This window comes from Rathayibacter tritici, from assembly GCF_002932875.1.
Taxonomy (GTDB): Bacteria; Actinomycetota; Actinomycetes; order Actinomycetales; family Microbacteriaceae; genus Rathayibacter; species Rathayibacter tritici.
Window position 1 is genome coordinate 1 of the sequence record NZ_PSWS01000071.1, and the last position, 13,657, is coordinate 13,657.

A 13,657-nucleotide genomic window follows, 5' to 3' on the forward strand; every position below is an offset into this window, starting at 1 on the left:
GGAGTCGGGCATCGGCGGCTCGACCGGGGGCATGTCCTCCTCCGGCGGCTCCTCGTCGAAGGGGGGCTGCTCGGCGGAGGGGGCGGCGGACGAAGAAGGGGCGGACGAAGAAGCGGCCGCGCGCTCGGGCTCCGCGGCCGCGGCGGGCGCCTCGACGGGTGCGGAGGGGGTCGCGGCCTCTGCCGCCGGAGTCGGGTCGGCGGGGATCGCCACTGTGGCCCAGCCGTCGGAGTCGGGCGGAGCCGCGGCTGCCGGGGCGGGTGCGGCCGGCGCCTCGACGGCGGCGCGTTCGGCCTCGGGAGCGGCGGCTCGCGGCTCGACACGGGCGATGTACTTCACCCGCAGTCCGAGAACCTGCTGAATGGCGTGCCGCAGGTGCTCGCTGACTCCGGGCTGACCCGCGGTGCCTGGCATCTTGAACGACTCGACGTCGTTCTGGCTCGGGAAGGACAGGGTCAGCACGTCGTCGTTGAGGGCGCGTACCTGGGCGGTGTAGGCGACCAGCCAGGCGGTCATCTTCGCCTTCTGCACGACCTCGAGGATCTCGGGCCAGGTGTCCTTCATTCGCTGGAGGGTGACCGCGCCCTCGGTCGCGGGCTCGGGCGCCTCGGGCACCGTCTCCTCGGCCGCCGTCTCCTCGGGCGCCTTCACCGGCGGTGCGGCGACGGTCGCGGACGCGGTAACGGGCGCCTCCGTCCGCGGCGCGGCAGCGATCGACTCGGGTACCGAGCCCGGAGCGGCGGCGTGCGAGGCGTGGTGGGGCTCCGGCGTGCGCGACGGCTCGGGCGACCGAGGCGCGGTCTCGGCGGAGGGACGCGGTGCGGCGACGCGACGCGGACGCTCCTCCTGCGCCGGAGCGGGCGCGATCCCCGCACCGGTGCCGTGCACCAGGGTCCGCGCGATCATCAGCTCGAGGTGCAGGCGCGGTGAGGTCGCACCGGTCATCTCGGTGAGCGCGTCGTTGACCACATCGGCGATGCGCGAGAGCTCGGCCAGGCCGAGCGCCCGCGACTGCCCGGCCATGCGGTCGAGATCGTCCTGCGAGACGCCGCGCAGCACGGCCGAGGCCGCGCCTCCGGTGGCCGCGACGACGATCAGGTCGCGCAGCTTCTCGAGCAGGTCCTCGACGAAGCGGCGCGGATCCTGACCCGTCTGGATGACGCGGTCGACCGCTCCGAACGCCTCGGCCGAGTCGCGCTCGGCCAGCGCGTCCACGACCTCGTCGAGCAGGGCGCCGTGGGTGTACCCCAGCAGCGCGACGGCCCGCTCGTACTCGACGGTCTCGGCCTCGGAGCCGGCCATCAGCTGGTCGAGGAGAGAGAGGGTGTCGCGGACGGACCCGCCGCCCGCGCGGACCACGAGCGGCAGCACGCCCGCCGCCACGTGCACGCCCTCGCGCTCGCAGAGCGACTGCGTGTAGTCGAGCATCTGGGCCGGCGGCACGAGCCGGAACGGATAGTGGTGGGTGCGCGAGCGGATGGTGCCGATCACCTTGTCGGGCTCGGTGGTCGCGAAGATGAACTTCACGTGCTCCGGCGGCTCCTCGACGATCTTGAGCAGGGCGTTGAAGCCCTGCGGCGTGACCATGTGCGCCTCGTCGAGAATGAAGATTTTGTAGCGGTCGCGTGCCGGGGCGAAGATGGCGCGCTCGCGCAGATCGCGCGCGTCGTCGACTCCGTTGTGGCTCGCCGCATCGATCTCGACCACGTCGAGCGACCCCTGGCCCTCGCGGCTGAGCTCGACGCAGCTGTCGCAGACGCCGCAGGGAGTGTCGGTGGGGCCGGTGGCGCAGTTGAGGCAGCGGGCGAGGATGCGCGCCGAGGTGGTCTTGCCGCAGCCGCGCGGACCACTGAAGAGGTACGCGTGGTTCACGCGGTTGGTGCGCAGCGCGGTCATGAGCGGATCCGTCACCTGGGACTGGCCGATCATCTCGGCGAACGTCTCGGGCCGGTACCGGCGATATAGGGCTGCTACCACCCGACCAGAGTAGCCGCGACCTCCGACACCGGAGCCGGGCGGCGGAGACCGGTACCCGCGTAACCTCGGAGGCGTGCCTCCTGCGCCGCCGCTCCCCCGCTGTGATGCGATCGTGCTCGCCGGCGGACGGGCGACCCGGCTCGGCGGCGCGATCAAGCCGCTCCTGCCGCACCGCGACTCCACCCTCCTCGGCACCGCCCTCGCAGCCGTGCACGGCGCTGAGCGGCGAGTCGTCGCCGGACCGCAGGCCCTCGCGTCGGCCCTCGACGGCGCCGAGCATGTGCAGGAGAATCCCCCGTTCGGCGGCCCGGTCGCGGGGCTGGCCGCCGCGCTGCCCCTGCTCGACCGGCCCGACGCTCCGGAGTGGGTCGTCGTGCTCGCCGCCGATCTCGTCGCGCCCGGTCCCGCGGTGCAGCGGCTGCTGGAGGACGCGGCGAGCGCCGTGCAGGACTCCCTTCTGGCCGTCGACACCGACGGTCGCGCCCAGCAGCTCCTCGGCGTGCACCGGCGTCGATCGCTCGTCGACGCGCTCGCCGCGCTCGGCGATCCCCACGGCGCCTCGGTGCGCGCCCTCCTCCGCGGGCTGCCCCTGCGGCTCGTCAGCGTGCCCGCAGGCTCGACCGACGATGTCGACGCGCCCACCGATGCGCTCCGGTACGGGATCGACCTCTCGGGCCCGCTCGGCGCACACTGAGCGGATGGACGACACCTTCGACTCCGACGCCGCAGGCTCCGCTTCCGCAGGCTCCGCTTCCGCAGGCCCCACTACCGCAGGCCCCGACGACACCCGCCCGACCGAGGAGATCCTCGCCGCCTGGTGGGCCGAGCTCTGCTCCGCTCTCGGCCTCGGCGCGGTCCCCATCGACCCGGACGCTCTGCTCGCGCTCGCCGGTCGCGCGGCGCACACCGTGGTCCGGCCCGCGGCTCCGCTCACGACCTTCCTCGCGGGCTACGCAGCGGGCCTGAGCGGTGGGAGCCGGGACGCGCTCGACGCCGCGCTCACGACCTCGCACCGCGCGGTGGACGAGCGCTCGCACGCGTCCTGAAACGCTACTCCCCCGCGCTCTATCCGGCTCCAGACTCCTGGCGTACGGTTCGCCAGAGCCCCGACGTCGCGGCTGAAACGAGCGGCGACGCGGGACTCCCGCGGCCGAGCGCGCCGCGGACCGCCACGTGAAGGAGCACCGCATGTCAGGCAACAGAGCCGTCGCCTACAAGTCCCCCGGAGTGGTCGAGGTCATCGACATCGACTACCCGACCTTCGAGCTGAAGGACGGACCAGGCGTCAACCCGGCGAACATCGGACGGAAGCTGCCCCACGGCGCGATCCTCCGCACCGTGTCCACCAACATCTGCGGCTCGGACCAGCATATGGTCCGCGGCCGCACCACGGCTCCGCCGGACCTCGTACTCGGCCACGAGATCACCGGCGAGGTCGTCGAGGTCGGCCCCGACGTCGAATTCGTCAAGGTCGGCGATATCGTCTCGGTGCCCTTCAATATCGCCTGCGGCCGGTGCCGCAACTGCAAAGAGCGCAAGACCGGCATCTGCCTGAACGTGAATCCGGACCGCCCGGGCAGCGCCTACGGCTACGTCGACATGGGCGGCTGGGTCGGCGGGCAGGCCGAGTACGTGATGGTCCCCTACGCCGACTGGAACCTGCTGGTGTTCCCGGACCGCGACCAGGCGCTCGAGAAGATCCTCGACCTGACGATGCTCTCGGACATCTTCCCGACGGGCTTCCACGGCGCGGTGACCGCGGGCGTCGGGGTCGGCTCCACCGTGTACGTCGCGGGGGCGGGTCCGGTCGGCCTCGCTGCGGCCGTCGGGGCGCAGCTGCTCGGAGCGGCCGTCGTGATCGTCGCGGACCTCAACGAGGAGCGGCTGGCGCAGGCGCGCTCCTTCGGCTGTGAGACGGTCGACGTCTCGAAGGGCGATCCGGCGGGCCAGATCGAGCAGATTCTCGGCGTGCCGGAGGTCGACTGCGGAGTGGACGCGGTCGGCTTCGAAGCACACGGCAACGGCGCCGACTCGGGGACGGAGGCGCCAGCGACGGTACTCAACTCGCTGATGTCGATCACTGCGGCGGGCGGCGCCCTCGGCATCCCCGGCCTCTACGTCACGGGCGACCCGGGCGGAGTCGACGAGGCGGCCCAGGAGGGCTCGCTCTCGATCCGGCTCGGACTGGGCTGGGCGAAATCGCTCTCCTTCACCACGGGCCAGTGCCCGGTGATGACGTACAACCGGCAGCTGATGATGGCGATCCTGCATGACCGGGTGCACATCGCCGACGCGGTGCAGGCCACGGCGATCAGCCTTGACGACGCTCCTCAGGGGTACGCCGATTTCGACAAGGGTGCCGCGAAGAAGTTCGTGCTGAACCCGAACGGTTACCTGGGCTGAGCGACGGGCCGGGTCGTGCGCGGGCCGGGTCCCGCGCGGACCCGCCCCGAGCCCCGGGAGAATGGACGGGATGAGCGCGCACCGGCACGAGGCGATCGACTGGGACGAGGCCAGGCGGATCGTGGGCGAGACCGTGGCGCGCTCGGGGGTCGCGACCGTCCCACTCCTCGCCGCCCGCGGAGCGGTCCTCGATCACGACGTCGCGGCGACCCGGCCACTCCCGCACTACGACTCCTCGGCCATGGACGGCTGGGCCGTGCGCGGCCGTGGTCCCTGGGCGCTTGAGGACGGCACCGCCGCACCGATCGTCACGGGCGCAGTCGTTCCCGACTGGAGCGACGCGGTGCTGCCGTCCGAGCAGGGCGAGATCTGCGAGGAGGTGCTCACGGCCCGGGCACCTCTCCCACCCGGCCGCCACCTGCGGCGCGCGGGCGATGAGGCTGCACGAGGGGCTGTCCTCGTCGGTGCCGGAACCCGCCTCACTCCCGCGCACCTCGCCCTGCTCGCGGTCGCCGGAGTCGACGCGCTCGATGTCCGCCTGCCCGCCGCGGTCGACCTCCTCCTCACCGGTGACGAGGTCGACACGGAGGGTATGCCGCCCGCGGGCCGGGTGCGCGACGCCTTCACGCCGCTGCTGCCCGCGCTCGTCGAGCTCTCGGGCGGAGACGTTGGGGAGGTCGTGCGCCGCGGCGACGATGAGGACGCGATCGCCCGGACGCTGCTGACGGGCTCAGCGCCGATCCTGCTCAGCACCGGCGGGACCGGGCGCTCCCGGGTCGACGCGGTGCGTCGCGCCCTCGGGACGGTCGGGGCGCTAATCCTCATCGACGGCGTTGACATGCGCCCCGGTCACCCCACGATGGCGGCCGTACTACCGGGCGGGACGCTGGTGATCGCGCTGCCGGGCAATCCGCTCGCCGCGCTCCTCGCCGCGCTCTCCTTCCTGCCGTCGGCGCTCGACGCGGCGTCCGGCGCCGTCCCCCGCCCGCTGCACCGCGGCGTCCTCGCCGAACCGCTCGGCCGCCCGGGGACGACGGTCCTCGTACCCGTCTCCCGGAGCGAGGACGGCTGGCGGGCGGCGGCGGGGATCCGCTCGCACATGCTGACCGGACTCGCCGCGTCACAGGCGGTCGCCGTCGTGCCCGCCCCGGGAGCGGCGGCGGGTGACTCCGTGCGCCTGCTGCCGCTGCCCTGGTGAGCCGTTACGCCGCAGGCTCGAGGCGGATCACCACCGACTTCGAGGTCGGCGTGTTGCTGATCTTCGCGGTCGAATCCAGAGGCACGAGGACGTTCGTCTCGGGATAGTAGGCGGCCGCGCACCCGCGAGGGGTGTCGTAGGCGACGACTCTGAACGACTCCGCCCGCCGCTCGACCCCGTCGGGCCACTCCGAGACCAGGTCGACCAGCGCACCGTTCGCGAAGCCCAGCTCGGCGACGTCATCGGCGTGCACGAACACCACGCGCCGCCCATCATGGATCCCGCGATAGCGGTCGTCCTTGCCGTAGATCGTGGTGTTGAACTGGTCGTGCGAGCGCAGGGTCTGCAGCAGCAGCCGCCCCTCGGGCACTCGCGGGTATTCGAGCGGATTCGCGGTGAAGCGCGCGAGCCCGGAGGGGGTATCGAAGCGGCGCGAATCGCGCGGGGGGTTCGGGAGGACGAACCCGCCGGGCACGTCGATCCGGGCCTCGAACCCCTCGAAGCCGGGCACCACGTTCGCAATGTGCGAGCGGATGCGGCGGTAGTCGTCGCGCAGCCCCGACCAGTCGACCTGCGGGACGTTCTCGCGGCCGGCCAGCAGCCGCTCCGCGATGCCGGTGAGGATCGACACCTCCGAGCGCAGCACCGGACTCGGTGGGCGCAGGCGGCCGCGGGAGGCGTGCACCGCGCTCATCGAGTCCTCAACGGTGACCCGCTGCTCGCCCGAACGCTGCACATCCGAGTCGGTGCGGCCCAGGGTCGGCAGGATCAGTGCGCGGCGGCCGGTGACCACGTGCGAGCGGTTGAGCTTGGTCGAGACGTGCACGGTCAGCGCGAGCGAGCGCATCGCCGCCTCCGTCACTGCGCTGTCCGGCGTCGCCCGGGCGAAGTTGCCGCCGAGCCCCACGAACACGCGGGCCTTCCCGTCGCGCATCGCCCGGATCGCGGCGACCGTGTCGGTGCCGTGCTCGCGCGGGGAGGAGAAGGAGAACTCGCGATCGAGCGCGTCGTGGAAGGAGTCCGGCATCCGCTCGAAGATGCCCATCGTGCGGTCGCCCTGCACATTGGAGTGACCGCGCACCGGGCACACGCCCGCGCCGGGCTTGCCGATGTTTCCGGTCAGCAGCAGCACGTTGACGACGTCCTTGAGCGTCGCGACGGAGTGCGCGTGCTGCGTGAGGCCCATCGCCCAGCAGACGACGGTGCCCTCGGACGCTGCGATCAGCTCGGCGACAGTGCGGATACGCGCCTCGTCGATCCCGCTCGCCCGCTCGATCTCGTCCCACTCGACCGCCCGCAGCCCGTGCAGATAGTCGCCGAGGCCGCCCGTGCTCTCTCGGATGAAGGCGTGGTCGAAGACGTCGCCGCGCTCCTCCTCCGCCTCGAGCAGCGCCTTGCCGAGGCCCTGGAACAGGGCCTGGTCGCCGCCGAGCCGCACCTGGAGGAAATGGTCGGCGAGGGCGGTGCCGTCGCCGAGTGTCCCCCGCACGGTCTGCGGGTTCTGGAAGCGGAGCAGGCCCGCCTCCGGCAGCGGATTCACGGCCACGATCGTGCCACCGGCGCGCTTGGCGCGTTCCAGGGCGGTGAGCATCCGCGGGTGGTTCGTGCCCGGATTCTGGCCGGCGACGATGATCAGCGGCGCCCGCTCCACGTCGCGCAGGCTCACCGAGCCCTTGCCGATCCCGATCGTCTCGGTGAGCGCGGAGCCGCTGGACTCGTGGCACATGTTGGAGCAGTCGGGCAGGTTGTTGGTGCCGAAGCCGCGAACCATCAGCTGGTAGACGAACGCCGACTCGTTCGACGTGCGACCGGAGGTGTAGAAGATCGCCTCGTCGGGGCTCGCGCACGCGCGCAGCTCCTCCGCCACGAGATCGAGCGCCTCGTCCCAGCCCACGGGGCGGTAGTGGGTGGCGCCCTCCTCCAGCAGCATCGGCTCGGTGAGCCGACCCTGCTGGCCGAGCGCGAAGTCGTCCCACTCCTCCAGCTCCGAGACGGGATGCGCGGCGAAGAATGCCGACGTGACGGTGCGCAGCGTCGCCTCCTCGGCGACGGCCTTCGCCCCGTTCTCGCAGAATTCGGCGACGTGGCGCTTGTCGCTCTCGGGCCAGGCGCAGCCCGGGCAGTCGAAGCCGGTCTTCTGGTTGACCCGCAGGAGCGTCTCGGCGCTGCGGAGCGGACCCATCTGCTTCAGCGAGATTTCGAGAGCGTGAGCGACGCCGGGGATGCCGACGGCCCGCTTCTTCGGGGACCGAACGGAGAGGCGGCTCTCGTCGATCGGACTCTCGCGGGGCTCGGCGTCATCGACCATTCCTGCATCGTACGTCCGCGCAGTGGCAACGCTCTCGGTTCTCGGTGGAAGGATGACCCTCACCGCCTGAGGAGAGCCATGAGCCGCAGTGTCGCCCGCACCCGCCTGATCGCCGTCCGCGCCGACGATCCGCCCCGCCGTCGCGAGGACGTGCTGGCCGTCGAGGAGCCGCTCGAGATCCGCGTGGGCGGGCGCCGCTTCAGCGTGACCATGCGCACGCCCGGTGACGACTTCGACCTCGTCGCCGGGTTCCTCGTATCGGAGGGAGTGCTCACGGAGGCGGAGCAGCTCGCGGCCATGCGCTACTGCGCCAGCGGCTCCGGGCCGGGCGAGAACACCTACAACGTGGTCGACGCGAGCGTCCGCGGCGGACGAGAGGCCGTGCTACTCGAGCGTGAGCGGTCGGTGTACACGACGAGCTCGTGCGGAGTCTGCGGGCTCGCGTCGCTCGAGGCGGTCGCCACGGACTCGGCGTGGAGCGTCGCGGAGGACGAACTGCACGTTGAGCGAGCGCTGGTGGTCTCGCTCCCGGACCGGCTCCGCGAGGCGCAGGCGGTGTTCGAGCGGACCGGCGGCGTGCATGCGGCGGGGCTGTTCGACTCCGACGGCGCGCTGCTGGTGCTCCGGGAAGACGTGGGGCGGCACAACGCTGTGGACAAGGTAGTGGGTTGGGGGCTCCGGGAAGGGCGGCTGCCGTTGCGCGGGACGCTGTTGCAGGTGTCGGGGCGCGCCTCGTTCGAGCTGGTGCAGAAGGCGGTGATGGCGGGCATCCCGCTGCTCGCCGCGGTCGGCGCCCCGTCGTCGCTGGCCGTCGACCTGGCCCGAGACAGCGGCCTCACCCTGATCGGTTTCAGCCGCGCCTCCGGCTTCAACCTCTACTCCGGCGACGCCCGCCTGCTGCCCTGACCCCGGCTCTCGATCCGCCGCGGCGCCGCGGCTACTCGACCAGCAAGAGGCGATCCAGCGTCCGGCAGAGGGCCGCTGCCCGGAATCGCGTGCGAGCGATTCCGGGCAGCCCGACGCGACCCGCTCTACGGAACACAGCCCTTCGAGAAGCCGACCGCGGGTCGTGGAGCGGCGTCGCCGCTACACGACCGACAGGGACTGCCGGGCGATCTCCAGTTCTTCGTTGGTGGGGATGACGAGGACGGCGACGCGGGAGTCGTCGGTCGAGATCCGGCGGGCGCCGCGGTCGGTGGAGGTGTTGCGCTCCGGATCGAGTTCGATGCCGAGGCCCTCGAGGCCGCGGAGGGTGCCGGCGCGGACGGCGGCGACGTTCTCGCCGACTCCGGCCGTGAAGACGATGGCGTCAACGCGGCCGAGCTGGGCGTAGAAGGCCCCGATGTAGTGGCGGAGGCGGTGGTAGTAGACGTCGAGTCCGGCGCGGGCCTGCTCGTCACCGGCCTCGGCAGCCTGCTGGACATCGCGCATGTCCCCCCGTCCAGTGAGGCCGAGTAGTCCGCTGCGGCGGTTGAGGAGGGTGTCGAGCTCGTCGAGAGAAAGGCCTGCCTTGCGGGCGAGGTGGAAGACGACGGCGGGGTCGAGGTCGCCGGAGCGGGTGCCCATCACCAGGCCTTCCAGCGGGGTCATCCCCATCGACGTCTCGACGGAGACGCCGCCGTCCACGGCGCAGGCGGACGCTCCGTTGCCCAGGTGCAGGACGATCGTCTTGAGGTCGGAGCGGCGGCGGCCGAGGTAGGCGGCAGCGGCTTCGGAGACGAACTTGTGCGAGGTGCCGTGGAAGCCGTAGCGGCGGACGCGGTGCTTCTCGGCGAACTCGGCGGGCAGAGCGTAGGTCGAGGCCGCGGTGGGGATGGTGTGGTGGAAGGCGGTGTCGAAGACGGCGACGTGCGGGACCTCGGGGAACACCTTCTGCGCCGCCTCGATGCCCTCGAGGTTGGCGGGGTTGTGCAGCGGAGCTAAGTCGGCGAGGTCCTCGATGTTGATCTTCACCAGGTCGGTGACGACGGTCGGGTCGAAGAAACGCTTGCCGCCGTGCACGACGCGGTGGCCCACGGCGACCGGTGGGAAGGCGTCGAGGCTCGGGCCGTGCTCGCCGAACGCGCGGATCATCGCATCGAAGCCCGCGGTGTGGTCGGGAATCGGCGCCTCGATCTCGAACGACTCCCCGTCGCGAGTGTGCTTGGTGCGGCCGATGTCCTCGCCGATCCGCTCGACGAGGCCGCTCGCGAGCGTCTCCTCCGTAGTCATCTCGATGAGCTGGTACTTGAACGACGACGAACCGCTGTTGACGACGAGGACGACGGACATGAGGGGACTCCTGGGGGGATCGGGGTCGGCAGGGGCGGGTCGGCGGCGCGGTGGCCGCTAGCGCACGACGGGAATGGCGGCGGTGGGCGGAACGATGGCCTGGGTCGCCGCCTGGATTGCGGTGATCGCGACGGTGTTGACGATGTCTTGAACGAGCGCACCGCGCGAGAGGTCGTTGACCGGTTTGCGCAGGCCCTGGAGGACAGGGCCGATGGCGACGGCGCCGGCCGAGCGCTGCACGGCCTTATAGGTGTTGTTGCCCGTGTTGAGGTCGGGGAAGATGAACACCGTCGCGCGGCCGGCGACCTGGGAGCCGGGCATCTTCGAGGCGGCAACCGCCGCATCCGCCGCCGCGTCGTACTGGATGGGGCCTTCGACGAGCAGGTCGGGTCGGCGCTCGCGTACCAGCGCCGTCGCTGCGCGGACCTTCTCGACATCGGCGCCGGCTCCGCTCTCTCCGGTGGAGTAGGAGAGCATCGCGATGCGCGGGTCGATGCCGAACTGCTGCGCGGTCTCGGCGGAGGAGATCGCGATGTCGGCGAGCTGCGCCTCGGTCGGGTCGGGGTTGACCGCGCAGTCGCCGTAGACCAGGACCCGGTCGGCGAGCGCCATCAGGAACACGCTGGAGACGACCGAGACGCCCGGGCTGGTCTTGATGATCTCGAAGCCGGGGCGGATGGTGTGCGCCGTCGTGTGTGCGGCTCCGGAGACCATGCCGTCGGCCAGGCCGAGCTGCACCATCATCGTGCCGAAATAGGAGACGTCGGTGACCGTGTCGTAGGCGTGGTCGTAGGTGATGCCCTTGTGCGCGCGGATGCGGGCGTACTCCTCGGCGAAGCGGGCTCGGTGCTCGGGGTCGAGTGTGCTCAGCACGCGGGCGCCGTCGAGGTCGAGGCCCAGGCCTGCCGCTCGGGCGCGGATCTCGGCCTCCTCGCCGAGGATCGTCAACCGGGCGATGCCGCGCTTGAGCACCGTCGCGGCGGCACGGAGGATGCGGTCGTCTCCGCCCTCGGGCAGCACGATGTGGCGGTCGGCGATGCGCGCGCGCTCGATCAGGCCGTACTCGAACATCAGCGGGGTGACGACCTCGGAGCGGCCCACGTCGAGCAGGGTGAGCAGCTCGACGACGTCGACCGCCTCCTGGAACAGGGCGAGCGAGGTATCGCGCTTGCGCGGCGAGTCGGCCGCCAGGCGTCCGCGCGCGGCGGTGACGCGGACGGCGGTGTCGTAGGTGCCGAGTTTGGTCATCACGATCGGCACGCGGCTGTCGACGCCCTCGATCAGCCGGACGATCGGCTCCGGCAGCTCGAACCCGCCGTTGAGGATGATGCCGGTAACGGTGGGGAACGTGCCGGAGGCGTAGGCCATGATCACGGCGAGGACGACGTCGGGGCGATCGCCGGGGACGATCACCACGCCGCCCTCGGTGAGACGCGGGAGGACGTTGACCATCGACATCCCGGCGATCACCACGCCGAGCGCCTCGCGGCCGAGCAGCTCCGGGTCGCCCGCGACGACGACTCCATCGACCGCCTCGACCAGGCGGGACAGGCTCGGGGCGACGAGGAACGGATCCTCCCGGATGGCCCACACCGGCACCGAGGCGGGGATGCTCTCGCGGATCGCCGCCATCGCGTCGGCCGCGGTGGCCGGATCGGCGCGGTTGGCGATCACTCCGATGAGGCTCGCGTGAGCCGTGCGCAGCTCGACGGATGCGAGCTCGGTGATCTGACGCATCTCCTCCGGTGTGCGCGCGGGCGCCTGGCCGAGCTGTTCGCTGTGGGAGGGATCGCGGCCGGTGAGCACGAGCAGGACCGGCGCGCCGAGGTTCGCGGCGATGCGGGCGTTGTACCCCAGCTCGGTGGGGCTGCCCACGTCGGTGTAGTCGGAGCCGAGGATCACGACGGCGTCGCACTGCGCCTCGACGCCTTTGTAGCGCTCGACGATGCGCGAGAGGGCCGCCTCGCCGTCGGCGTGCACGTCCTCGTAGGTGACGCCGATGCAGTCCTCGTAGGCGAGGCCGGAGTCGGAGTGGCCGAGCAGCATCTCGAGCACGTAGTCGGGCTCGGAGGTGGAGCGGGCGATCGGACGGAAGACACCGACCCGCTGGACCTGACTGCTGAGCGCATCGAGGACGCCGAGGGCGACGGTGGACTTGCCCGAATGACCTTCGGCGGACGAGATGTAGATGCTCTGAACCATCGGGACCAGCCTAGCGAGGGGGTCCGTCCGCCTGGCTGGGTAGAGGCCAGCGAGGGGAGTGCGTGCGCATGTGCGGGCTGTGGAGGAGCATTCGCCAGGGGCGGCAGCAGCCCGGTGAAGCGACCGCAGCACCCCTGTTAAAGAGGAGAAGACCCCCCGCGCACCCGCCAGAGCCCGGTTACCCTTGCTGCGTTTCCGCCCTGGGGGAGTTGGCCTGGATGGCGCCACGCGGGGAGCCAGGTGACAGTGTAACCGACGACGCGCGCCGCCGAGCGCGGGGCTCCGCGGGCTCGTGGTCAGCGCGCGGCTCCGACACCGGCTAGTATCGATGAGTCGCGGCTCCGGTCGCGCCAGGAGGATTCGCCTAGTGGCCTATGGCGCACGCTTGGAAAGCGTGTTGGGTGAAAGCCCTCGGGGGTTCGAATCCCCCATCCTCCGCGAACGGTGTCCGTAGCTCTCGCCAGCACGGGCACCGTTTCTGCGTTCCCGGACAGCTCCGCCGAGCGCGGGCGGCACAGCAGGAGCCACAGTCGGTAGCTTCGCATCGCCTACGAAATGGAGCGTCGAGCACACTGGTCACCCAGCATTTCGGCCACGGCTCGCTGCAGCGACTTGATCGTGCGCTCGTAGATCGTCAGCGTCCCCGCCACAGACGTTCGTCCAAGCTTGTCCGAGAAGACCGCGCGTTCACCCCGCTCAGCAGAGTCATCGCGGGCGTGTGGCGACCTCGTGTAGCCATCCGGAATCGACGCGGGCGGAAACGGACTCAGCAGCAACGCCTTAGCCTCAGCGGTCATGACCACCGCTAACTGGCGCGGCATACTCGTCGCTGTGAAGGACGCCGGAGCCGTCGAACTCCTCGCGAACGCCGCAACCGCCAGCGGCACCAACACCGCCATCGGCTCCGCGACGAAGCGCACCATCGGCGCCCCACGCCGCACCACATCGCTGACCCTGCTCAACGGCTACGTGCCCGTGGGTCATCGCGAGATTCAACGCGCTCGATGCAGTAGCGCTCAAGACAGCTCTCTCGAAGCGCTACCCCGCCTCACTGAACCGAAAGCCCCTTCTCCCTCAACAGAGGCGCGAAAGGCGTTTCTGAGAGCGTTATTCATAAGGTCTGACTCGGGCGTGTCGTTCCGAGGCATCGGCTTCCCATTCGGGAGAATAGAAGTTCCAAAGCTCGCTATTTTCGGAACGGGAAGCCGATGCGGTACGACTCTACTACAGGCCTGGATGCGGAGCAATTGACGGAGCTGATCTGTCGGATATGGCAGATTGTCGCGGGGAGGGGTGAG

Annotated in this window: 10 protein-coding genes, 1 tRNA gene and 1 other RNA gene; 6 read left to right on the top strand and 6 right to left on the bottom strand. The window is 71.2% G+C overall.

Annotation, left to right across the window (positions count from 1 at the left end; translation table 11 throughout):
* The coding region (locus C5D07_RS14255; protein WP_104259616.1) for a DNA polymerase III subunit gamma and tau at positions 1 to 1,977 on the bottom strand (1,977 nt) is incomplete at its 3' end.
* Between the two features lie 73 nt (positions 1,978 to 2,050).
* On the opposite strand from C5D07_RS14255, the gene mobA reads away from it, so the two are divergent.
* From mobA to C5D07_RS14275, 4 genes are all read left to right on the top strand, one after another.
* Positions 2,051 to 2,671 carry a molybdenum cofactor guanylyltransferase gene (gene mobA, locus C5D07_RS14260; protein WP_249028247.1) on the top strand — a complete coding sequence of 207 codons (621 nt, stop codon included), beginning with the start codon at positions 2,051 to 2,053 and terminating at the stop codon, positions 2,669 to 2,671.
* Between the two features lie 4 nt (positions 2,672 to 2,675).
* The gene (locus C5D07_RS16200) at positions 2,676 to 3,023 is read left to right on the top strand and encodes a DUF6457 domain-containing protein (RefSeq protein WP_219817285.1); all 348 of its coding nucleotides are present in this window, start codon (positions 2,676 to 2,678) and stop codon (positions 3,021 to 3,023) included.
* A 142-nt stretch (positions 3,024 to 3,165) separates the two neighbouring features.
* On the top strand, positions 3,166 to 4,380 hold the full coding sequence (gene fdhA, locus C5D07_RS14270) for a formaldehyde dehydrogenase, glutathione-independent (protein ID WP_068254961.1): 1,215 nt from the start codon (positions 3,166 to 3,168) through the stop codon (positions 4,378 to 4,380).
* Between the two features lie 70 nt (positions 4,381 to 4,450).
* On the top strand, positions 4,451 to 5,578 hold the full coding sequence (locus tag C5D07_RS14275; protein WP_170063557.1) for a molybdopterin molybdotransferase MoeA: 1,128 nt from the start codon (positions 4,451 to 4,453) through the stop codon (positions 5,576 to 5,578).
* Positions 5,579 to 5,582: 4 nt separating this feature from the next.
* Here C5D07_RS14275 and C5D07_RS14280 read toward each other — a convergent pair whose 3' ends face one another.
* Positions 5,583 to 7,886, bottom strand: coding sequence for an FdhF/YdeP family oxidoreductase (locus C5D07_RS14280; protein WP_068254965.1), 2,304 nt, complete (start codon positions 7,884 to 7,886; stop codon positions 5,583 to 5,585).
* A gap of 78 nt (positions 7,887 to 7,964) precedes the next feature.
* Between C5D07_RS14280 and fdhD the strand changes: the two genes are divergently transcribed.
* Entirely contained in the window at positions 7,965 to 8,792 is an 828-nt protein-coding gene (gene fdhD, locus C5D07_RS14285; RefSeq protein WP_104259612.1) for a formate dehydrogenase accessory sulfurtransferase FdhD, read from the top strand.
* 180 nt (positions 8,793 to 8,972) lie between these two features.
* Here the strand turns inward: fdhD and C5D07_RS14290 are convergent, their stop codons facing one another.
* The 3 genes from C5D07_RS14290 to ffs form a co-directional block, all read right to left on the bottom strand.
* Entirely contained in the window at positions 8,973 to 10,157 is a 1,185-nt protein-coding gene (locus C5D07_RS14290) for an acetate/propionate family kinase (protein ID WP_104259613.1), read from the bottom strand.
* A gap of 57 nt (positions 10,158 to 10,214) precedes the next feature.
* Positions 10,215 to 12,359, bottom strand: a complete 2,145-nt coding sequence (pta, locus tag C5D07_RS14295; RefSeq protein WP_104259614.1) for a phosphate acetyltransferase — start codon at positions 12,357 to 12,359, stop codon at positions 10,215 to 10,217.
* A 144-nt stretch (positions 12,360 to 12,503) separates the two neighbouring features.
* An RNA gene (gene ffs / locus C5D07_RS14300) (signal recognition particle sRNA small type) lies at positions 12,504 to 12,600 on the bottom strand.
* A gap of 112 nt (positions 12,601 to 12,712) precedes the next feature.
* Here ffs and C5D07_RS14305 point away from each other — a divergent pair.
* Positions 12,713 to 12,797, top strand: a tRNA-Ser gene (locus tag C5D07_RS14305).
* A gap of 110 nt (positions 12,798 to 12,907) precedes the next feature.
* Here the strand turns inward: C5D07_RS14305 and C5D07_RS14310 are convergent.
* Positions 12,908 to 13,282 carry a hypothetical protein gene (locus C5D07_RS14310; RefSeq protein WP_104259615.1) on the bottom strand — a complete coding sequence of 125 codons (375 nt, stop codon included), beginning with the start codon at positions 13,280 to 13,282 and terminating at the stop codon, positions 12,908 to 12,910.
* Positions 13,283 to 13,657: the final 375 nt, after the last annotated feature.

Excerpts from the sequence above, each read along its gene's own strand:
- pta (WP_104259614.1), bottom strand. The coding sequence starts at position 12,359 with ATGGTTCAGAGCATCTACATCTCGTCCGCCGAAGGTCATTCGGGCAAG.
- C5D07_RS14290 (WP_104259613.1), bottom strand. The coding sequence starts at position 10,157 with ATGTCCGTCGTCCTCGTCGTCAACAGCGGTTCGTCGTCGTTCAAGTAC.
- C5D07_RS14280 (WP_068254965.1), bottom strand. The coding sequence starts at position 7,886 with ATGGTCGATGACGCCGAGCCCCGCGAGAGTCCGATCGACGAGAGCCGC.
- C5D07_RS14310 (WP_104259615.1), bottom strand. The coding sequence starts at position 13,282 with ATGGTGCGCTTCGTCGCGGAGCCGATGGCGGTGTTGGTGCCGCTGGCG.
- C5D07_RS16200 (WP_219817285.1), top strand. The coding sequence starts at position 2,676 with ATGGACGACACCTTCGACTCCGACGCCGCAGGCTCCGCTTCCGCAGGC.
- fdhD (WP_104259612.1), top strand. The coding sequence starts at position 7,965 with ATGAGCCGCAGTGTCGCCCGCACCCGCCTGATCGCCGTCCGCGCCGAC.
- C5D07_RS14275 (WP_170063557.1), top strand. The coding sequence starts at position 4,451 with ATGAGCGCGCACCGGCACGAGGCGATCGACTGGGACGAGGCCAGGCGG.
- fdhA (WP_068254961.1), top strand. The coding sequence starts at position 3,166 with ATGTCAGGCAACAGAGCCGTCGCCTACAAGTCCCCCGGAGTGGTCGAG.